Source organism: Pseudoalteromonas sp. C12FD-1 (genome assembly GCF_037414265.1).
Lineage (GTDB): Bacteria > Pseudomonadota > Gammaproteobacteria > Enterobacterales > Alteromonadaceae > Pseudoalteromonas.
This window is the reverse complement of record NZ_JBBEVD010000072.1, coordinates 265808-287913: the sequence shown is the minus strand read 5'-3', so window position 1 is coordinate 287913 and position 22106 is coordinate 265808. Positions and strand designations below refer to the sequence as shown.

Below are 22106 nucleotides of genomic sequence, written 5' to 3'. Positions count from 1 at the left end.
CACCTCAATATTAGGACATTGTCCATTATTAAAGTGTCCGGCTCAATTAAACCAGTTCAATTTTTAGATAATACTTTTTAACTGCAACAATGCCTTTTGATGCAGCGCTAGGTAATGCAAGCTTATTCACTGATTCTTCTAAATTTGTATCAGGATGCTATCACCTTTAAAAACGAGCATTTGAAGACTAGTCATCGCACTACCTAGTAAATAAGAGTTTTACTGATGGTGTGACGGCGAGACTAATTTCCATGCCTACGCTTTTCATACTTCTAATGTTCACTTTTCTTTGCAAGTCAGCGCTCATTTTTATCGCGCGAACTAACATTGCCACGACAGGTTTTTCTTTAACTTTTTCTTCTAGTTCTTCCATTGATAGCGTCGTTTCACTGTTCATTTTAATAATCACATTAACTTTTGGTGATACACCAACTTCCATTTCAAGGTCTTCGATAATATATCCGGCGTTCTCTAAGTAGGGGATGGACGCATTTATTTGTACTACAGACTCTTGTAATTTTACCATGCCAATTGTTTGTGCTCTTTTTAGTTGCTCAAAGGCTACTTTTTGTGCTTTTTGTGTAAAAGCGTTCGAGGTAATAAAGCCAGGCGTTTGCTCTTCTACGACATACGCACCGGATATTAGATCATGAAACCCTCGACGCTTAGAATTGAAGAAGATGCTTATTGCTGATATGAAGAAAAAAGCTAATCCTACTAAGAAGGAAGCGGATCTGATGAAGGCATTAAGTAGGCTCAGTGGGGCTGTGTGCTCATCTACAACTTTTATTTTTAACAACCTTGCACCAACAGTTTGTCCGCCCGAAATACTACTTGTCATTAGCGTGAAATAAATAAGGCTGAATACGAACCCAAGGTATTTTAGGCTTTCAATTGAGGGTGAGAATAAGGTCATTATTAAATACGTAATAACGAACGTAAATAGCATGGTGATCAGCTGATCAATACACACGGCTGCAATGCGTTTCCATGGTTTAGCTATTAGCAAATTGTCTACGTTGACGGTATCATTTTCCTGGGTGGCTTCTTGAGCAGCAGCGGAGGTTGGAGCTGCCCCTATTGTCGAGATGTCTTCAACCACAGCAACGGTTTCAATGTTTTCTTCTGTGGCTAAGTCATCTACTTCTTCAATTTTTTCAAGATCAAAAAGATCGTCATTATTATGTTTAAATTGAAGCTCAGCTTTACCGCCAAAATTGATAATTGCCAACTCAATTTTATTAGCTTTTTCCTCGTCTAGATCAGTAAAAAGAACGAGATCGTCTTGTTTTAAATAGCTGATGATATCAGCTTTAGATGCGTCCGGAAAACAGCGTTTAATAATGCTTGCAAGGCTAGCAATATTATTTTTATGACTGAGCCCTTTGTAGATAACATCACATTTGATCATGTTTTATATCCCTATAATATTTAGTTTTTAATCGATTTCTATTTGATTAATGACAGAGTGTGCTGCGACTCGTTGATTTACAAAGCAACGGTTCTAAATCGCGATCATATGGGTACATCTTGGATAGGGATACTGGGAAATGACTATGCTTTACTTCCATGTTAACTCATCATCCAATTTGATAAGTACTACAATCGATTAGCCGCAAAATAGTATACTTAGTTATTGCTGATTTCAAATGAAATTTATAGTGTATTAAGAGGGTGGGTACTCTTAATAACTTGCAAGCTCAGATTCTAAGTAATGAAATCGAAAAAAGATGGGGTAATATAAAAGCTGCTCATAGGGTTTTGAGCAGTAAAAACGTAAGTTTTTGTGTAGCATTAGTTTTGAATTGGTTATTCTCCACTGGCGCATCATTTTACTCTAAGCCGCTAAGATGAATAAGAGCAACCCCTTCTATGATTGGCCCGCGTGTTTTGTAAAAATCTCCACATTTTACTTTTGCTGTTAACCTTGTATCGTTTTTTATAGCTGATGTAGTGCGATTCTGATAAAATTTATTTATTTATTAATTACTATCAAAAAATTAAGGGAATAACATGAAAATTGCTGTAGTAGGGACTGGCTATGTGGGTCTTTCAAACGCTATGCTCTTATCGCAACACAATGAGGTGGTTGCACTTGATATAGACGAAAAAAAAATAGCTCTTTTAAACGATAAGACATCACCGATTGTTGATACTGAAATTAGTGAATTTTTACTACGTGATGATTTAAACTTCACAGCAACCACCGATAAAAAAGTGGCCTATGAAAACGCTGATTTTGTTATCATCGCCACCCCAACGGATTATGATGTAGAAACAAACTACTTTAATACGCGCTCGGTTGAAGCTGTAATTAAAGATACTATTGCACATAACCCTAATGCGGTTATGGTGATTAAGTCGACTATTCCGGTAGGCTTTACGGCAGATATTAAAAAGCAATTAAACGCTGATAATTTAATATTTTCTCCTGAGTTTTTACGTGAAGGCAAAGCGCTTTTCGATAACTTGCACCCGTCTCGTATTGTTGTGGGTGAGCAAAGCGAGCGCGCCACTATTTTTGCTAATTTACTGAAGCAAGGTGCAATTAAACAAGACGTTGAAGTGCTATTCACTGACTCAACGGAAGCGGAAGCAATTAAGTTGTTTTCTAACACCTACCTTGCTATGCGGGTTGCTTACTTTAATGAACTTGATAGCTACGCAGAAGCACACGGCTTGAACTCAAAGCAAATTATCCAAGGTGTAGGTTTAGACCCACGTATAGGCAATCATTATAACAACCCATCATTTGGTTACGGTGGTTACTGTTTACCAAAAGACACCAAACAGTTACGCGCGAATTATCAAGATGTGCCCAATAATATAATTGGAGCGATTGTTGATGCAAACACCACTCGTAAAGATTTTATTGCTGGGTCAATATTAAGCCGTAATCCAAGTGTTGTGGGTATTTACCGTTTAGTTATGAAGTCGGGCTCAGATAACTTCAGGGCTTCGTCTATCCAGGGGATAATGAAGCGTATCAAAGCCAAAGGCATTGAAGTGGTAGTGTATGAGCCGGTGCTTAAAGAGGAGGAGTTTTATCACTCACGGGTAATTACAGACCTAAACGAGTTTAAGCAACTCGCTGATGTGGTTGTATCAAACCGTATGGTGGAAGAGCTGAGTGATATAGCAGATAAAGTGTATACGCGTGATTTATTTGGTAGTGATTAAAAAGTAGCACTATCAGAATTTTAAATTATTCTATTTAGATGAAAGTCCTCACTCAGTACGAAGCACCCCTAAAGAGCAGCTAAACTGCTCTTTAGGTAGAGTGAATCAATATCTTAAAAGTTAGCAAACACACTAAAGCGGGTAATGTTTCGCCATAAATATCTTTACCTTGGTAAAGCTCAGCTGTATTAGCTCAGCTCCCCAACTTTGTGCGCCCATGATTGGTTGCTGCTTTGTAACCAGACACCTTAAATACTCAAATTTATATTATTATCACTCAGTAAGTTGCTGTTTTATATTTAAAATACTATTATGCTAAGTCGTAATATTATGGAATTTACGTTAAATACCATTTAGGTATTTTAAATTTACTCAGGAGTTGAAATATGAAAGTAGCATTAATAAGTTCTTTAATAGGGGCTTGTGCTCTTCTATCAGGTTGTGGAAATACAACATCAGATAGTTGGTATGATTATGGTAACGGAATGATTAATCTTGAAAATGTTACTCATATACAGGGACGAATTAGTTTATCATATTATCAAGACAGCAATGGCAATAAAGAATTATGCAAAGGCCAAGGCAGAGGTGGGAACTGGGATAACCCTCTTACAAGTAATGATGTTGATATTATTATTGATACGTTAGAAAACGTTGTTGGTAATGAATGCTTCAGAAAGGTTAAAGTTTCTAGTAATATTAAGTTTGATAATTTCACACTTAACTTATTTGAGCATAAAAAGGTATCAAAAGAAAACTTAGGTAAAGTTAAAGATGATCTGGGTGATGCTTTAAGTTCATATAATTCGGTACTGTAGAGTATATTGATAATTATAAGCCCGCTTAATGCGGGTTTTTTTATGCTCAAAAACTTTACCCCAACAAGAGCATGAGGGTGCAGATATTAGCCAGTTTTTAATCTCTATCCCACAAAGAGAAATAGTTCATGCCAACTTACATAATTTTGATTATAAAAACCATTTTAGTGATGCGCGTTATGATCGAATACAAACAACGCCGGATGAAAGTAACTAAACAATTGAAAATGAAAGCTCAGTTTAATTAAAAGTATTCACTGAATCGCAGTTAGCTTATTGGCTTAATAAGCTAACTTTATTTCATATTTTGGAGAGTGAGTGTGCACCGCATCATGTTGTAGTCTGTAGTTAACAACATTCCTTCTATTAATTGATTAATAATTCAGGCACTGTGGAATATAGTGCTAGATATACTGCATTTTCACAGTCTGTTTGTGTATAATCCCCGCCTAATTTAATATTTTCAATTATCAACTAGCAAAGCTATGTAAGCTATTGATCTGTCCTACTCTGCGAGGGTGCCTATAGGGGACCCATCTAGGTAATTCAGTGCAATTCAAAGCAACTCGGAGCAGTAATTTTATGAATGAAGAAACCCTTGAAGATGTTGTAATCTCTGGCGACCAAGTAAAAACAAGCTTTCGTAGAATGTCAGTTGCCCCTATGCTTGATTGGACTGATCGCCATTGCCGCACTTTTCATCGTAAAATGAGTAAGCATGCTGTTTTATACACTGAGATGATCACCACGGGGGCGATTTTATTTGGTCGCGGCGATTACTTACACTTTAATCAGCACGAGGGGCCGGTTGCTTTGCAGCTTGGAGGCTCTGATCCTGAGGCGCTTGCAAAATGCGCTAAGCTTGCCGGTGAGCGCGGTTACGATGAGATTAACTTAAATGTTGGCTGCCCATCAGATAGAGTGCAAAACGGGCGTTTTGGTGCATGCCTTATGGCAGAGCCTGAGCTAGTTGCGCAGTGCGTTGCGGCAATGAAGAGTGAAGTAAGTATTCCGGTTACCGTAAAAACGCGCATTGGTATTGATGAGCAAGACTCGTATGAGTTTTTATGTGCGTTAATTGAAGCTAGCCATAAAGTTGGTTGTGATGATTTTATTATTCATGCCCGTAAAGCGTGGCTAAATGGCCTAAGCCCTAAAGAAAACCGTGAAGTACCACCTCTTGATTACCCACGTGTTTATCAACTAAAAAAAGACTACCCACAGCTCGATTTAAGCATTAACGGCGGCGTTAAAACAATTGAAGAGAGCCTTGCGCATTTAGCGCATATAGACGGCGTTATGATTGGTCGCGAAGCGTATAGCAATCCATTTATGCTTAATGAAGTGGATGAAAAAATTTACGGTGAGGTGGCTAATACCCAGACTCGTCACGATGTGGTGCGCGCTATGTATGATTACATAGAAGAAGAGATGCGTTTAGGTGCTAATTTTTGGCATATAGCACGCCATATGTTGGGTATTTTTCAAGGCCAGCCTGGGGCGCGTGGGTTTAGACGACACCTTTCAGAAAATGGCCACGGGAAACAGGCTGATTTGTCGGTTATGGATAAAGCCTTGAGCTTTGTACCCGAATAAATTTAAGCCGTATAAATTTTTAAATTAAGCCACTTTTAGTGGCTTTTTTTGATCCTAAAATTTAGTCAAAAGAACAAAATATTAGTTAATTATACTTTTTCATGTTCAGCTTCTGGTCACTTAAAATGATGATTACTTGAACTTAACCTACTGTTTATAAAGCTTAATATTTTATTTTCTGTTACTTGGCATAACTCTTGGAATCTTATTGTTGTTATTAATTAAAACAACAGGACAAAACAATGAGTGTATTTAATCGCGTAAATGACGTTATCAAATCTAATATTGCAGCCATGCTGGATAAAGCCGAAGACCCAGAAAAACTCCTCAATCTTATGCTAAGCGAAATGCAAGAGGCACTTAACGAGTGCAGAAGCACGGCTGCTACCTTACTGTGCGAAGAAAAAACGCTTAAGCGCCAAATTGCACAAAAACAAAAAGACTTAACTTTGTGGCAAACAAAAGCTGAGCTTGCAGTAGCTAAAAACCGTGATGATTTAGCCAAGTCTGCGTTAGTAGAAAAACAGCGAGTAGATGAGCAAATTGCACAAAAAAATACGCAATTAGGTGCTCTTAAAGCGTCGATAGAGAAAATGACGGCAGATTGTGAGCGTTTACAGCAAAAAATGGCGCAAGCTAAAGCCAAGCAAGCTCAATTAATGAAACGTCACGATATTGTTGTTGCACGTGAAAAAGTGAATATGCAATTACACAGCGACAAAGTTGCTAATGCCCTGTCTCGCTTTGAAATGATAGAACAAAAAGTGGAAGGCATAGAAGCACAGGTTGATGCTTATGAGCTAACTAATACAGCGCAATCAACTGCTGAGCAAATTGAGTCTTTAGTCAAAAACGAAAAAATTGATGCAGAGCTCGCTCGTTTAAAAGCGAGTGTTAAGCACAATGATATTAATACAACAGCGCCAAGCGCTTAAGGAGTTGGAAATGAATAACTTTAAAACAAAGCGTGGTTGGTACAAAGATTCACTTAATAAAAAAATATCGGGTGTATGTAGCGGCCTTGCGCACCGCCTTGATTTTCCAGTGTGGTCAACGCGCTTAGTGACTATTTTATTATTTATCAGTTTTCCGTTTGCGGTGGCGCTTGCTTATTTAATTGCACATTGCTGCCTTGAAGAGCGTGGGTATTAGGAGAAGGGTATGAAAGCCTTAGCAATATGTGTTCTCATCTATGTGTTACTTTTTACTGATGCGGTGTCGCTAATACATTTTGATTCATGGCAGTTTCCGTTGTGGATTGCAGATATGAGCTGGGTAGGGTTAGAGCTGGCTGGGGTATTAGTTGCTATTATTGCCGTTGTAGCCGTAGTGGCTTTAGTGACAATGGGGTTAATAGGCGCAGGAATTGTTGCGCTGGTAGGGACCATTTTGGCACTGTTATTTGGCTCAGTTATGATTGCATGGCCATTGTTATTTGTGGCTGTACTGTGCTGGTTGGTGCTTGATAACAAAAAAGTAACCTCTTAAGCCTTAATTTAACTGACTATTATTAGTTAACTATGTTAAATTTAAAGTGAAATTTTATGCTTTCACAAGGAATAAAGCGATGATGAAGCAGTGCTTTTTTATGGCCTCGGCGTTAATGATTAATGTGTTTTCGTCATCGGTTGCTGCACATGCTGGGCACAGCCATGATACAGACGAAGCTAAGCTTGAAGTAAGCCATGCACAAGTAAGGGCGTTTTTGCCTGGTAGTAAGTCGAGTGTTGGCTATTTTACAATTTTTAACCACGGCGGTGGTGTTGCTAAATTAACTAAAGCGACTATCGAAGGTTTAGGTCGTGTAGAAATACATGAGCACAAACATGTCAATGGCATGATGAAGATGCAACAAGTTCAAGCCGTCACCATTAAAGGCCACGAAAGCTTAAGCTTTGAGCCTGGTGGTTATCATTTAATGGTATTTGATCCACAAGAGCCACTAAAAGTAGGGCAAGAACGTAAACTCACGCTATATTTTAGTGACGGTAACCGCTTGTTTACTAATGCCCAAGTGGTTTCGCTTGAAGCGCAAGCTGCGTATTCAAAGCCATCTAAAAAACAACACGCTCATCACTAGGAGGATAAATGTCGCAACACAAAGGAAAAATAGCTGGTGCTTTGGTGGTACTACTCATTATTTTTTACGCTATTGCCGTTTATTGGAGCATTGAACCAGCACGCTTTAACGTGGTAACTAATGCAAAGGAGACCGCGCAAGCACGCAACGAAAAAATGGTAACAGGCTACACAACAACCTCAACACTAATTACTGTTGCTAGTACATTACTTGATAAGCAAGGTGGGTATTTATCAAATGATGTGATGCCGCCAAGCGTAATAATGGATGATATGCCTGCGTGGGAATATGGTGCGCTTGAAATGGTTCGCGATTTAGCGCTATCTATGCGAAAAGATTTTAGTCGCTCACAGTCGCAATCTACCGAGCACGAAGCCCTAAAAAAAGCGCAGCCGCAATTTAATATTAGCTCTGAGGCATGGGCATGGCCAAGTGCCGAGGGAGAGTACCAAAAGGGAATTGACTATTTAGTAGTGTACCGCTCACAAATTGCTAATGAGCATGAGCGAGATAGCCAATTTTACTCTCGTGCAGATAACCTACGTAGCTGGTTAAAAGAAGCCGAAAAGCGTTTAGGCAGTTTAAGCCAGCGTTTAAGTGCAAGTGTTGGTCAAGACAAGGTCAATACTGATTTAGCGGGTAATTCTTCAAACACGCAAGCAACTTATTCACCACTTCAGCAGCAAGTAAGGACGTCGTGGTGGGAAATAGATGACGTGTTTTACGAGTCTCGCGGAGCAACGTGGGCGTTATTACACTTTTTACAAGCGGTTGAATATGATTTTGCTGATGTACTAGAAAAGAAAAACGCACGTGTAAGTTTACAACAAATTATACGTGAACTTGAGGCAACACAAGAAACAGTGTGGAGCCCAATGATTTTAAACGGGAATGGCTTTGGCTTTGTGGCTAATCATTCTTTGGTAATGGCAAATTATATTTCAAGAGCCAATGCGGCTTTAATCGAACTTAGCGAACTACTAGCTCAAGGATAAAAAATGAAAAAGTATTGTTTAGCAGCTGCCCTTTCAATGGCATGTTTAGCCCCTGCAGCACAGGCAGACACTCTATTAGGTTTATATGTAGGCGTGGATGGTTGGCAGTCAGATAACGACGGTCAGTTTTCTTACAAAGATAACGCACCACAAGATTTTAATTTTGAAGACGAAACCTTTATTAGCTACTATGCGGCACTTGAACATCCAGTGCCATTAGTTCCTAATCTAAAGCTTAAATACACAGAGCTTGAGCTTAATGGCTCAGCAACCCTTACTGATACGTTTAGCTTTAATGGCTCAGACTACGTAGTTGGTACAACTGCCAACACACTAAGTGATTTAACGCACATTGATTACATTCTTTATTATGAAATTTTTGATAACGATCTAATTTCAATTGATTTAGGTTTAAACGCAAAGCAGTTTGACGGTGATATTGTTGTCACTGGTACTACTCAGCAAGGTGGTACTAATTTCTCTGAAACTGTTGATTTTTCGGGCTTTGTACCGCTGGCATACGGCCGTGCTGAAGCTGGCTTACCATTTACGGGTTTAAGTGTATTTTTTGAAGGCAGCTTTTTAGCCATCGACGATAGCAAAGTACAAGATTACCAAGTAGGTGTTGCGTGGGAACTGATTGATAACCTAGCGGTTGATGTAGCTGTTAAAGCCGGTTACCGCTCAATGACGCTTGAGCTTGATGATGTTGATGATATTAATAGCGATATTGATGCATCAGGCCCATTTGCGGGTATTCAGGTTCACTTTTAATAAGTGAGGCTACTACGTGGTGTGTGATTTATTCACATGCCACGTTAAATCAAACTCTCCCTCCAAGGCATTATTAATTAATTGCTTATACACCTTATTTACAGGGTAGTTAATGAGCTTTGAAAGCTCATCGCCGGTTTGTGTAAACTTGTAATAGCTTAATACCAAGTCACTGCTTTTGGCTTTTAATGTTACTTTTTGTGATAAAAACGACAGGGTTAGCTCTTGGCCTGCCTTTAAAACCGCCGATTCTATCTCTTTTCTGTAGAGTAAATTAAGATCCATTAGCGTTAAAATATCAGGAAAACTGATCCCCGTTTTTCCTAGATTTAGCGATACCTTATTGCCTTTTCGTAGCAAATCGAAAAGCGAAGGCTTTTTATAAAATCCTAATAAAATAAAGTGGCTATCGTCTTTTGCGTTGTAACTGCTCAGCGATACACATTTTTGTAATGCGTCTGCTTCGCGTTGGGTCATGTGTTTGAGTGTTTGTAAGCTTTTAATAGAAAACGTACCGGGGTTGAGCGTCTCGCCCGTTAAAATTTTAGCCCACAGTGTTTGCATCGATTCATTTGAGGTGTCTTCACATAGGGCAATAAAACGCTCTATCCAGTCGGCATCTGGTTGCTTATTACTTGCCACGTCTGGGCAAAACCCCATTGCTTTAGCTAAAATAGTTTCTATGTTTTGCTGCTGTTTTATAAGCAGTAAATCTTGGCGCTTTTGGGCGCGCGCTAAAATAGTGTTGTCGCTATTTATATGATACAGCGGGTTTAGATCTCCTTTAGATCCGTAACTTTGATCTGTACTTGGTTGCCCTGTATTGGTGGTTATTTTTTTTACAGGGTAACCAAGTAAAGACTCAATTATATTGGCGAGGTTAATTCTCGCTTGGGCTGATTTTACTGTCATTATTATCCAGCTGTGTTTTTTGGTCGCGTAGTTGCGCTACCGTTTGTAAATTATTTAAGCCAAGCAACACTGTATTACTTAATACATATTCATTAAACACTGAGAGATAGCCCGAAATTAGCGGGGTATTTGTTTGGCCATTAATATTACAGGTTACATTTACCATACCTTCTACTTGGGTAAATGTAATTTCACCTTCAATAATATGCTCATTTTTTAAAAGTGCATTAAAGGTCATTTTATTTTGTGAAAGCGAAGTAATGGTCATTTCTCCATCCCCCCAGTCGCTTTGCCACGATTGATGCGCGCCTATACCGCTACTTGGTTCGCCTATAGTAAAAGTGATAGACGGGTCTACTTTGCCCCAAGGTGACCACGTATGCCAGAGGCCAAAATCTGACACGAGCGATTTAACGGTCGCTACATTGGCATTTATTTGTATGTTTTTATTTACGCTGTAATTTTGCGGCAGGGTTAAACCAATCAAAATAGCCACTAAAACTAACAATAAGAGCGTTTTTATAAGGATTTTAAAAAATTTAATAGGCACACCTTTTACGAGTTTTTTAGTTTGAAATATAACAACTTTTTATTAATCGACTATAGTATGAATTAGCCTATAAACCAAAAATATATTTTTTAGTAAATAGGTATGAGTTTATTTAAGTATTAAAACTGATAAAGGGAAGATAATGTCGTCAGAACAAAGCGATTTTTTATTTTTAGCGCCAGATACAGAAGAAGAAATACGCCCAGAGCTAGCTGATTTTTGGGATGTTTTAATTGTTGATGACGATCCTGAAATACATTCGGTGACTAAGCTTGCTTTATCCGGCGTTGAGTTTTGGGGGGCAGGGCTACGTTTTCATGATGCCTACTCTGGTGAGGAGGCAATCGAGATACTTAAAAATAACAAAACTATATCAGTTATATTTTTAGATGTGGTTATGGAGTCTGATGATGCGGGTTTGCAAGTTGTAAAACGCGTACGCGAGGAGCTTGATAACCAACATGTGAGAATTATTTTACGTACGGGGCAAGCTGGTAACACGCCTGAAGAAAAGGTGATTCGCGAATACGACATTAATGACTATAAAACAAAAACCGAGTTAACCCGTTCAAAGCTTGTTACATCGCTCATTACAGCAATACGCTCGTACGAACAAGTGTGTAAACTTGAGTATCAAAGCGATGCAATGAACACCATAGTGTCGGCTTCAAAGTCTATTTTAGGGCTTACTGACATAAAAGTGCTGTGCAAAGAAATTATAAAGCACTTAGGTATTATTTTAGAGTGCCAGCAAGTGGGATTAGTGTGCAGTAAACTTGATGGTGAAAACCATATACAAGTACTTGGTGGTAGCGGCCATTATGAAAGTTACTTTGGCGAAAAGCTTGTTAATGTAGACAGTGTTGCATTTGCTCAAGTTGAACAGTGTTTTGAAACAGCAAAGCATACTCAATCCGATTCGAGTGTCACTTTTATTGTAAAAAGTAAGCACCGCCAAGCTGCTATTTATTTAGAGTGTGAGCATAAACCGAGTGATGCACAACTGCAATTTGCAGAGATTTTTCTTACTAATGTGAGTGTAGCTCTTGATAACGTTAGGCTGTTTGTAAAACTAAGAGATGCAGCCTACAAAGATGTACTCACTGGTATTTCCAACCGTACTAATTTTATTGAGCGGGTGGTGCGTTATCAAAAACCACATGTGAATGACTACGTTTTTGTATTAATTGATGTGATTGGTTTTGCCGATATTAACAATGGCTTAGGGCAAGAAATTGGCAACCACTTATTAATTGGAATTGTGAAAAGGCTTAAAGATGCTTACCCAGATGCAAAATTGCTATCACGTATAGGGGCTGATGTATTTGGCTTTATTATTCGTCAAACTGAATTTAATGTTGAGCAATTTAATGAGGTACTCAGCAAGCCTTTTAGTGCTGGTGAGCATCTTTTGCCAATCGATTTTAGAATTGGTTTGTGTCAGCAACAAGATTTTCAGAGCACAGGGTTAGATACACTCAAAGTGGCATATATTGCCTTAAACCAAGCTAAAAAGCTTAAAAGCAAAGAAGGTGTTTATTACGATATTGATATGCAAGACAAAATGGCTTGGCGCTTAGGTATTATTAGGCAGTTACGCCATGACTTTGCCAGAGAAAAGTTACAGGTTTGGTACCAACCCCAGCTTGCACTCGATGATTTATCGTTAATTGGCTGTGAGGCCTTATTACGTTGGCCTTCAGAGGATGGCTCGTTTATATCTCCAGCTGTATTTGTACCATTAGCAGAGGATGCTGGTTTAATTGTTGATATTGGCCAATGGGTGTTAGAGCAAGCATGTCAGCAGCAAAAACGTTTAGAGGCGCTGGGTGAAGAAATTTGTATAGCTGTAAATGTATCTGTGCCGCAATTTAAGGTGAAAGGCTACGCGACAACAGTAAAAAACACCTTGCAAAAGTACGATGTTAAACCGTGCAATATAGAATTAGAAGTGACTGAAAGTGTAGTCATGGATGAATTAGAAACTGTAATTAATACTTTAAAAGAGTTAAAGGAATTAGGCGTAGAAGTGGCGATTGATGATTTTGGAACGGGCTTTTCTTCGTTAAGTTATTTACAAAGTTTGCCACTTGATAGGCTAAAAATAGACCGTGCATTTGTAAAAGACTTACCCGATAACGACACAGGTGCCATTGCTGCTTTGGTAGTGTCGCTTGGTGCTAAACTAGGACTAAAAACAATTGCCGAAGGTGTAGAAACACAACAGCAGGCAGAGTTTTTGAAAAACTTAGGGTGTGATGAAGTACAAGGTTTTATGTACGCTAAGCCAATGCCTGAGCAAGAACTTTTAGAGTTTATTAAGGAACGAAATAAAAAAACTTAATATAAACAGACCACATTTTAGCAAGGTGCGATATAGGTAGGTAATGTTGTATAAATAAGCAATATATTAGGATATAATTCGCGCCTTTTGTTATTTAACGGCCAACACTATGAGCTCCCTTAAAGCTGAACGCGCGCTATTTTCGTACCCCAAATATTGGGCTGAATGTTATGGTACCGCCTCATTTTTACCTACCACTCGCGAAGAAATGGACGCTCTTGGCTGGGATAGCTGCGACATTATAATAATTAGCGGCGATGCCTATGTTGATCACCCTAGTTTTGGTATGGCAGTTATTGGCCGTGTACTTGAAGCGCAAGGCTTTAGAGTCGGGATAATTGCTCAACCAGATTGGCAATCAAAAGATGCCTTTATGGGGCTTGGTAAACCAAACTTATTTTTTGGTGTAACAGCCGGCAACATGGATTCGATGATTAACCGCTACACGGCTGAAAAGCGCATGCGCCATGACGATGCCTATACACCAGGTAATGTAGGCGGAAAGCGTCCCGACCGAGCGGTGATGATTTATTCTCAGCGCTTACGCGAAGCCTACAAAGGCGTACCTATTGTTATTGGTGGTATTGAAGCAAGCTTGCGCCGTATTGCTCATTACGACTACTGGCAAGAAAAAGTACGCCGTAGTATTTTATTTGACTCTAAAGCCGACATTCTTATTTATGGTAATGCAGAGCGTCCGCTGGTGGAAGTGGCTCACCGTATTGCTGCCGGTGAGACTATGGATACCATTCAGGATATTCGGGGTACCGCGGTTATTCGTAAAGAGCCAATACCGGGCTGGCGCGGAAGTGATTCAACAGCGATTGATAAAATAGGAAAAATTGATCCTATTCCAAACCCTTACGGCGCTGATGATGTTGGGTGTAGTAAATCAGAGTTTAAACAAGCCGGTATCGATTTAAAAGCAGAAGCTGCAAAGCCTATTACTATTCAGCCTGCGCGTCCTAAACCGTGGGAAAAAACCTACGTCAAACTCCCTGCATTTGAACAAGTAAGTGTTAATAAGCCTTTGTACGCCCACGCATCTCGAATTTTACATCAAGAGACCAACCCAGGTTGTGCTCGTGCGTTATTTCAGCGTCATGGCGATCGCTCTATCTGGGTTAACCCGCCGGCCTTTCCGCTGGAAACTCATGAAATGGATGATGTATTTGGTTTACCTTATCAGCGTATACCGCATCCAAGTTATGGTGATGCGAAAATACCCGCCTACGACATGATTAAAACGTCAGTTAATATTATGCGTGGTTGTTTTGGTGGTTGTTCGTTTTGCTCTATAACTGAGCATGAAGGGCGTATTATTCAAAGTCGCTCACAAGAGTCGATTATCGACGAAATAGAACAAATTAGAGATAAAGTACCTGGGTTTACCGGTGTTATTTCTGATTTAGGTGGTCCAACGGCCAACATGTATAAATTGCGCTGTACGAGTAAAAAGGCAGAAAGTACCTGTAGGCGACTCTCATGTGTTTACCCTGATATATGTAAGCACATGGACACAGATCATACACCTACTATCGATTTGTACAAAAAGGCCCGTGAAGTCAAAGGCATTAAAAAGATTTTAATTGCCTCAGGCGTTCGTTACGATTTAGCTGTTCAAGACCCTCGTTATGTAAAAGAGTTGGTGACACATCATGTGGGTGGCTATTTAAAAATTGCCCCTGAGCACACAGAAGATGGTCCTTTGTCTAAAATGATGAAGCCAGGTATGGGTGCTTACGATCAATTTAAAGAACTATTTGATAAGTACTCAAAAGAAGCCGGTAAAAAGCAGTATTTAATACCATACTTTATTTCAGCGCACCCAGGTACCAAAGACGAAGACATGGTTAACATGGCATTGTGGCTTAAATCTAACGATTTTAAATTGGATCAAGTGCAAAACTTTTACCCGTCGCCTATGGCCAATGCAACCACTATTTACCATACAGAAATGAACTCGTTGCGGAATATTAAAAACAACAAAGAGCAAGTGCCAGTACCAAAAGGAGCACGCCAACGTCGCCTACACAAAGCAATATTGCGTTATCACGATCCATCAGGATGGCCAATGATCCGCGAAGCACTGCGTAGTATGGGGAAAGCTAATTTAATTGGTAAAGGCCCTAGTTGCTTGATACCCGAAGAAGGGCGAGATGAAAAAAGCAAAGGCGGTAATAAAGGTAAAGGTGGGCGTCTTGCACTAACGCGCCATACTGGCTTTAGCCAATTTAAAAAGGCTAACACTAAGCCTAAAGTGGGTGGGAATCGCCAACGTGCTTCTCGGTAAGCGTTAAAATAAACAAATAAAAAACCCGATACTGTTACTCAGTATCGGGTTTTTTATTGCGTTAATTTACTGCTATTAGGTGTGCATTACACCTTAAAGTTTTCTACCGATATTCTTAGCTCTTCAGCAAGTTTGGCTACTTCTGAGCTTGAAATGTTTGTTTGATTTGCACCTTCAGCCGTTTGCTCGGCTATAGCCACAATTGACTCTAAACGTTCACTAATTTCTTGTGATACTTGTTGCTGCTCTTGCGCTGCGGTAGATATTTCTTCGCTTACGTCGTGTGCTTGCGATACTGCAAGCGTAATTGAGTCTAATGCGCTGCTTGCTAGGTCGCTTTGCTCAACACACGATACCGCTTGCTGCTTACCTTTATCCATTGCTGTTACAGCCGCTTCTGCGCCACTTTGAAGCGATTCAATCATAGATTGTATCTCTTGGGTCGACTCTTGCGTTTTGCTTGCCAGTGAGCGTACTTCATCCGCTACTACCGCAAAACCTCGGCCATATTCACCTGCACGTGCCGCTTCAATTGCAGCGTTGAGTGCTAATAGGTTGGTTTGCTCTGCAATGCCGCGTATTACATCTAAAATACTGCCTATAGATGCACTGTCTTGATGAAGTTTATTAATAACACCGGCTGCATCGTCAACCTCGCGAGCAAGTTGCTCAATAGTCGCTTTGTTTTGATGAGAAATACCTTTTACACGTTCAGCTTCTTTATCGGCATTTTTAATTTCGTTTAGTGCTTGTTGTGCGCTATTACTTACTGTTTGCGACGTGCTGCTCATTTCGGTTGTCGCTGTGGCTGCTTGCTCTACTTGTGCTTGTTGGTTACGGATAGCTTGGCTTGATTCACCGGTAATGGCCGATGTTTGCTCAGACGCTGCTGCTAATTGAGTTGAGCGTGAAATAATACCCTTAATTAAGCTACGTAAGCTGTCTATTAAAGTGTTACAGCTTTTTGACAGCTCGCCAAATTCATCTTTTGCAGAGTCATCTAAGCGTTGGGTCATATCACCGCTGGCGACAATATCTAAAATACGATTAACTTCAGCCAGTGGCTTAGTGATTCTATTTACAGTAAGGATCGCGATAGCAATTGCTATTATCGTTGCGATGATCATACCTGCCCATGTCCATAAATTTGCAGAGTCTACATCTTTGCGTACACCTTCTTGCAGTTTATATGCAACAGTACTTGCCTGCGTCACTAAATCATCAATTTGCGACAGTGCCATCGCGGTAGCTTGCTCTGATTGGGCAAGTTCCTTTTCGGTAAGAGCAATGGCATCAATTAGGCGTTGTTTATTGGCTACTAAGCTATTATTGCCGTTGATATTTTCTATCAGCGTATCAACGTATTCTTGTAAATCACTATATAAATCGTTGTTATCTTGCTCTATGGCTGGTTTGATTAAAGCTAAGGTACGAATTACCTCTTCCAGATAGTAAGCTTGTTCATTTTTAACAATATCTAATGTGTTTGTTGTTTTCACCGTTAGCATATCGGTACTGTTACTTACCACCGACATAAAATTGTTTTCTAAGTTATTGGCTGCTTGATAGGCGCGCGGGTGATTTTGCTCAAAGTTATCAATATCAGTAATATCAAGTACCACAGAATTGGCATCTTCCGCTGCAATTTCTATTGTTTCTAGTTGCGCTGTGAGAGTTTTATTAAGCGCCAGTTGTTTATCTTTATCAGCTAATAAGTTTTCTACTGTGCTTAAAAAGCTTAAGTAGGTTTTTTCTACAGCTTGGCTTTTTTGACTAAGTGATGCATCGTCTTTCACGACGCGTTGTAAGTCGGCGTGCAGTGAATTGAATTTGTCTTTTTGCTCAAGTACTTTTTGTTTTATAGGAGTGAGCTGTGCGCTTGAGGTGGTATAAAAACTAGCTTGCGCTGCTTTACTCATTAAAATAAATTCAGCTTGTAGTTCTGAGCTTTTATTTAGCGCGGGCAGTGATAACTGATTTACCTGCTGGGTAGAACGGTCAATGCTCGCAATTTTTATTAAAGAGTTACCACCAATGATTATGAGTAATAAGGTGATAAATATAAAACCGCACCAAATACGTTGGCTTACTGTCAGATTCATATGGATTTCCATTTAAAGTACTTCAATCACATCTTATCGGCTTGCTAACCAATAAGTTAAGCAATTAATATCTATTAATTTAAATTTAACATATGTAGTGGGGTTTTACAGTTTATTTAGATAAAAGCGTGGATTTTTCTACTATTTTTTGCTTAGTTTGCAAGTCTATCATTGTTAAAGCGCCGCCCCATACGCACCCTGTATCAAGCGCATGTATGTGATTGAGCTGAGTAACTCCCTCAAGAGCAGCCCAGTGGCCAAAAATGAGGTTTTTTTCTAATGCTTTTATATTAGGGTGGGTGAACCAAGCTGTTAACGATTTATTATCGTTAATTGCGCCTTTTGCACTGAGCTCTAATGTGTTGCTACTGGTTAAAAAGCGCATGCGGGTAAAGTAGTTAACTATGTATCTAAACTTATCAAAATCGTTTAAGTCGTCATGCCAAACACTGGGGTGCGGCTGATACATTTTTTCAAAAAAGTGCTTCGCATTAGCTGATTGATAACAACGCTGAGCAAACTGTGCATGTTTAAGTGCGCTTTTTATAGACCAATCTGGGTTAAGCCCTGCATGCGATATAAAGCTGTTGTGCTGAGCTAAATAAAGTGCAAGCGGTTGGGTTTGTAAATAGGCAATATAATTAGGCAGTTTTTTACTATCAAAAATATCACCGAGTTTATCTTTGGGGTTTATCGGCTTATTAAGGTAGTGGCAGGCAACCATGTGTAAATCATGATTACCTAAAGTAACAGTCATGCTGTCTTGATGGCGATAAATATAATCTAGGCAGGCTAGAGAGTCGGGGCCACGTGCGACGATATCGCCAACTAAGTAAAGGTGATCTTTGCTTGGGTTAAAATCAACCCGTTTGAGCAAGCGACTAAACTCTTTAAAGCAGCCTTGTAAATCACCAATTGCGTAATCAGCCATGGTGCTTTTTACTAATGTAAAATGTTAGGGCACGCTAAACGAAATACGCTTATAGGTGCTTCAAACTCAGAGCCAAATTCATTGCGCAGTGTATAATGTCCCTGCATAGTGCCAACAGGAGTATCTAATATTGCGCCACTGGTGTATTTGTAAGTTTCGCCTGGGCCTATAACGGGGGTTTCGCCCACAACGCCTTCGCCCTCTACTTCAACTTCTTTCCCGTTGGCATCGGTGATCAACCAATAACGGCTTAAAAGTTTAGCGCTGCAAAGGCTGTGGTTTTTAATTGTCACTGAGTAGGCAAAAACGTATTTTTCTAGCTCAGGCTGAGATTGCCCTTCAACATAAAAAGTCTCTACAGAGACTTTTACAGGAGAGCCAATATTACTGCTTGTTGTCATAAATCCAATTAGCTATATCAATAAATTGTTGTAACGTTAGGCTTTCAGCACGCAAGGTAATATCTATACCAATGCTGGTAAGCTCATCGGCGGTGAGTAAATTGCCTAAGCTGTTACGCAGTGTTTTACGGCGCTGATTAAACGCTTCTAAACACACGGTGTTTAAAATTTTCACGCTTTTAGCTGTACGTTGCTCGGCTTTTTTAGGGATCAGACGAATAACCGCAGAGTCTACTTTAGGGGCTGGTTTAAAGCACTCTGGCGGTACTTCAACCACTGGCATTGCGTGGCAGTAGTATTGTGTCATCACACTTAAGCGGCCAAATGTTTTGCTGCCAGGGCCTGCAACCATACGTTTTACTACTTCTTTTTGCAGCATAAAGTGCATGTGCTCAATATGATCAGCAAACTCAAAAAGATGAAACAGTAATGGCGTAGAAATATTGTAAGGCAGGTTGCCAAATACTTTTAATTTTTTGTCATCGCGTACAAGGCTTGCAAAGTCAAACTTCATTGCATCGCCTTGGTTTACGTTTAATTTAGGACCTAAAAAAGGGTGCTCAATTAAACGCTGGGCTAAGTCTTTATCTAGCTCAACAACAGTAAGTTGGCCGCTTAAATCGGCAACAGGTTCGGTAATTGCGCCTAAACCTGGGCCAATTTCTACTAGATTGTCTTGTGGTTTAGGATCGATTGCAGTCACTATTTTATCAATGATAGATTCATCAAATAAAAAGTTTTGCCCAAAACGTTTACGGGCGCGGTGTCCTAAATGTACTTTATCGGTCATTGATTCTGTGCTTTTTCATGGGCGAGCTTAATTGCTTCGCGGATCGCTAATTCAAAACTGCCAACCTCAGCGTCACCAGTGCCTGCTAAATCAAGCGCAGTACCGTGATCAACCGAAGTGCGGATAAATGGTAAACCTAAGGTTATATTTACCGAGTTACCAAATCCTTTGTATTTTAGCACAGGTAAACCCTGATCGTGATACATAGCAAGCACGGCATCGGCTTGAGATAGGTATTTATCTTGAAATAAGGTATCGGCAGGAAGCGGACCGATTAAATTCATACCTTGGCTGTTTAAAAGCTCAAGCGTAGGTGAAATCGTTTCTATTTCTTCTGTGCCTAAATGACCGTCTTCACCAGCATGAGGGTTCAATCCACACACTAAAATTTTTGGTTGCTCAATACCAAACTTAGTTTGTAAGTCGTGGTTTAAAATACTAACAACTTTGGTTAAACGTTCTTGTGTAATTGCACGCGATACATAAGCAAGCGGTATATGTGTGGTAACAAGGGCAACACGTAAACCTTCGGTCGCTAGCATCATTACTACATCGGAGGTACCTGATTGCTGGGCAAAGTACTCAGTGTGGCCACTAAACGAAATACCGGCTTTATTAATAATTCCTTTATGAACAGGGCCGGTGACGACGGCATCAAAGGTACCGTCCATGTTTTTTTCGCTAGCAATGCGCAAGGTATCAAGCACGTATTGACCGTTTAAATCATCTAGTTCACCGAGCTTCACAGAGGTGCCTAAATCGACTTGGTGAATATAAACACTACCTGCTGGCGCAATGGCTGCAGGGGCATCTTCATCAAAATCAATTAGCTCAATGTTAAGGCCTAAGTGTTGGGCGCGTTCTTTTAATAATTGCTTGTCGGCTATCACAACAAGTTGAGCTTGCCATTGTTGCTGCGCTAATTGCAGCAACAAGTCTGGACCAATCCCCGCAGGCTCACCCGGGGTAATTGCAATTCGTAATGTCATAATTACTCGTCTACAGGGAAAATTTCAACATGGGCTTGTTCGCGCATTTCTTGCTGCCAGTTAAAACTTTCTTCTTTAAATTTACGATTAAACAACATGCCGTGCGCACGGTTACGTTTAGCTAGCTCGGTTTTATCTGCTACACGTTTATCTAAAAGTTGTACTATGTGCCAACCAAATTGTGTTCTAAATGGTTCACTAATTTGATTTTTATCAAGTGATAACAAAGTATCTTTAAACGCGGGTACATACGTTGTAGGGTCAGTCCAATCGTATTCACCGCCTTTAAGGGCTGAGCCTGGATCTTCTGAGTATTCTTTAGCAAGTTCTGCAAAGTCAGCGTTTCCTGCACGTAAATCTTTGGCAAACCCAGCGAGCATGCTACGTGCTTTTTCTTCACTTAAAATAATTGAAGGCTTAATAAGAATATGGCGTGAGCGTACTTCTGTGGTTTCTACTAATTGGCGACCACGTACATCTTGCACCTTAATTATATGAAAGCCAGCACCAGAGCGAAGAGGGCCAACAATAGCGCCTTTCTTTTGACCTTTTACTGCTTCGGCAAATAACGAAGGCATTTCGTTAATACCCATATAGCCGAGTTGTCCGCCTTCAAGTGCCTTTGAGCCACCTGATGAAGAGATTGCGATACGCTTAAACTCTTGGCCATCGTTTAATAACTCAATAACTTTATCAGCACGGGTTTTAGCACTGGTTATTTCATCGGGTGTTGCATCGTTAGGAATATCAATAAGAATGTGGCCAATATCATACTCTTCTGAATTTTGCCCTTGGCTTTCCATTATTTTTAACAGGTTATCTACTTCTTGTTGGCTAATATAGATACGGCGATCTACATTGGCACGAGTAACTTGTTGGGTGGTTATTTCTTTACGAATTTCTTCGCGGTAAGCTTGAAAGCTCTCACCAGCGGCTTCAATGGTACGACGAAGATCGGCAATGCTGCCGCCCTGATCTTTTGCCATATTAGCGAGAGTTTGGTCTAACTGACTGTCTGAAATTTCAAGGCCCATACGCTCAGCCATCTGCATCATAAGCGTTTGGTTAACTAAACGCTCAACGGCTTGTACGCGCAATGTTTCGTCTTTAGGAAGTTGCTGGCCTTGCTCTGCGGCTTGCTTTTTAACACGATTAATTATGGTGTCTACTTCACTTTTTAAAATAACGCCTTGGTTTACAACACCAATTACTCTGTCGATTTCCTGTGGGGCAGCAAATGCACCGTGGCATAAGCTTAAGCTTAAAATAGCTGTTGATAATAGTTTTTTTAAATTCATATTCTTTTTACTACTCTTCTAATAGTACTGCTTTAAAACAGGGCGTACTGCAT

Annotated in this window: 20 protein-coding genes; 11 read left to right on the top strand and 9 right to left on the bottom strand. The window is 39.9% G+C overall.

Translation table 11 applies throughout. The features are described 5' to 3' along the window. Positions 1-199 precede the first annotated feature (199 nt). A complete protein-coding gene (locus WDB87_RS15730) occupies positions 200-1411 on the bottom strand; it encodes an RDD family protein (protein ID WP_337850359.1) in 1212 nt (403 codons plus the stop codon). Between the two features lie 602 nt (positions 1412-2013). Between WDB87_RS15730 and WDB87_RS15725 the strand changes: the two genes are divergently transcribed. From WDB87_RS15725 to WDB87_RS15685, 9 genes are all read left to right on the top strand, one after another. After that, complete coding sequence (locus WDB87_RS15725; protein WP_337850358.1) at positions 2014-3180, top strand: nucleotide sugar dehydrogenase; 1167 nt, start codon at positions 2014-2016, stop codon at positions 3178-3180. A gap of 386 nt (positions 3181-3566) precedes the next feature. Beyond that, positions 3567-3998 carry a hypothetical protein gene (locus WDB87_RS15720; protein ID WP_337850357.1) on the top strand — a complete coding sequence of 144 codons (432 nt, stop codon included), beginning with the start codon at positions 3567-3569 and terminating at the stop codon, positions 3996-3998. Between the two features lie 582 nt (positions 3999-4580). Further along, positions 4581-5594 carry a tRNA dihydrouridine(20/20a) synthase DusA gene (dusA, locus tag WDB87_RS15715; protein WP_337850356.1) on the top strand — a complete coding sequence of 338 codons (1014 nt, stop codon included), beginning with the start codon at positions 4581-4583 and terminating at the stop codon, positions 5592-5594. Between the two features lie 242 nt (positions 5595-5836). Continuing rightward, positions 5837-6529 (top strand): PspA/IM30 family protein, encoded by a 693-nt coding sequence (locus WDB87_RS15710; protein WP_337850355.1) that lies wholly within the window; start codon positions 5837-5839, stop codon positions 6527-6529. Positions 6530-6539: 10 nt separating this feature from the next. Further along, on the top strand, positions 6540-6746 hold the full coding sequence (locus tag WDB87_RS15705; RefSeq protein WP_286246089.1) for a PspC domain-containing protein: 207 nt from the start codon (positions 6540-6542) through the stop codon (positions 6744-6746). A 9-nt stretch (positions 6747-6755) separates the two neighbouring features. After that, positions 6756-7082, top strand: a complete 327-nt coding sequence (locus WDB87_RS15700; protein WP_286246090.1) for a hypothetical protein — start codon at positions 6756-6758, stop codon at positions 7080-7082. 79 nt (positions 7083-7161) lie between these two features. After that, positions 7162-7674, top strand: coding sequence for a copper chaperone PCu(A)C (locus WDB87_RS15695; RefSeq protein WP_286246091.1), 513 nt, complete (start codon positions 7162-7164; stop codon positions 7672-7674). A gap of 8 nt (positions 7675-7682) precedes the next feature. After that, positions 7683-8669, top strand: coding sequence for a DUF2333 family protein (locus WDB87_RS15690; RefSeq protein WP_286246092.1), 987 nt, complete (start codon positions 7683-7685; stop codon positions 8667-8669). Between the two features lie 3 nt (positions 8670-8672). Then, positions 8673-9443, top strand: coding sequence for a TIGR04219 family outer membrane beta-barrel protein (locus WDB87_RS15685; protein WP_286246093.1), 771 nt, complete (start codon positions 8673-8675; stop codon positions 9441-9443). 12 nt (positions 9444-9455) lie between these two features. Here the strand turns inward: WDB87_RS15685 and WDB87_RS15680 are convergent, their stop codons facing one another. Both WDB87_RS15680 and WDB87_RS15675 read right to left on the bottom strand, forming a co-directional pair. After that, positions 9456-10355 (bottom strand): TIGR03899 family protein, encoded by a 900-nt coding sequence (locus WDB87_RS15680; protein ID WP_286246094.1) that lies wholly within the window; start codon positions 10353-10355, stop codon positions 9456-9458. Further along, positions 10324-10905, bottom strand: a complete 582-nt coding sequence (locus WDB87_RS15675; protein WP_286246095.1) for an SRPBCC family protein — start codon at positions 10903-10905, stop codon at positions 10324-10326. Before WDB87_RS15675 ends, WDB87_RS15680 begins: the two co-directional genes overlap by 32 nt. Before the next feature lie 142 nt (positions 10906-11047). Here WDB87_RS15675 and WDB87_RS15670 point away from each other — a divergent pair, with 142 nt between their 5' ends. Both WDB87_RS15670 and WDB87_RS15665 read left to right on the top strand, forming a co-directional pair. Beyond that, a complete protein-coding gene (locus WDB87_RS15670) occupies positions 11048-13249 on the top strand; it encodes a bifunctional diguanylate cyclase/phosphodiesterase (RefSeq protein ID WP_286246096.1) in 2202 nt (733 codons plus the stop codon). A 109-nt stretch (positions 13250-13358) separates the two neighbouring features. Then, positions 13359-15542 (top strand): YgiQ family radical SAM protein, encoded by a 2184-nt coding sequence (locus tag WDB87_RS15665; protein ID WP_337850354.1) that lies wholly within the window; start codon positions 13359-13361, stop codon positions 15540-15542. Between the two features lie 86 nt (positions 15543-15628). Here the strand turns inward: WDB87_RS15665 and WDB87_RS15660 are convergent, their stop codons facing one another. From WDB87_RS15660 to surA, 6 genes are all read right to left on the bottom strand, one after another. Beyond that, the gene (locus tag WDB87_RS15660; RefSeq protein WP_286246098.1) at positions 15629-17644 is read right to left on the bottom strand and encodes a methyl-accepting chemotaxis protein; all 2016 of its coding nucleotides are present in this window, start codon (positions 17642-17644) and stop codon (positions 15629-15631) included. Positions 17645-17756: 112 nt separating this feature from the next. After that, positions 17757-18575 carry a symmetrical bis(5'-nucleosyl)-tetraphosphatase gene (locus WDB87_RS15655; protein ID WP_337850353.1) on the bottom strand — a complete coding sequence of 273 codons (819 nt, stop codon included), beginning with the start codon at positions 18573-18575 and terminating at the stop codon, positions 17757-17759. Between the two features lie 11 nt (positions 18576-18586). Further along, entirely contained in the window at positions 18587-18976 is a 390-nt protein-coding gene (apaG, locus tag WDB87_RS15650) for a Co2+/Mg2+ efflux protein ApaG (protein WP_286246100.1), read from the bottom strand. Then, positions 18960-19766, bottom strand: a complete 807-nt coding sequence (gene rsmA / locus WDB87_RS15645) for a 16S rRNA (adenine(1518)-N(6)/adenine(1519)-N(6))-dimethyltransferase RsmA (RefSeq protein WP_004585856.1) — start codon at positions 19764-19766, stop codon at positions 18960-18962. Before rsmA ends, apaG begins: the two co-directional genes overlap by 17 nt. Continuing rightward, positions 19763-20755 (bottom strand): 4-hydroxythreonine-4-phosphate dehydrogenase PdxA, encoded by a 993-nt coding sequence (pdxA, locus tag WDB87_RS15640; RefSeq protein WP_286246101.1) that lies wholly within the window; start codon positions 20753-20755, stop codon positions 19763-19765. Before pdxA ends, rsmA begins: the two co-directional genes overlap by 4 nt. Positions 20756-20757: 2 nt before the next feature. Then, on the bottom strand, positions 20758-22053 hold the full coding sequence (gene surA / locus WDB87_RS15635; RefSeq protein ID WP_286246102.1) for a peptidylprolyl isomerase SurA: 1296 nt from the start codon (positions 22051-22053) through the stop codon (positions 20758-20760). Between the last annotated feature and the right edge of the window lie 53 nt (positions 22054-22106).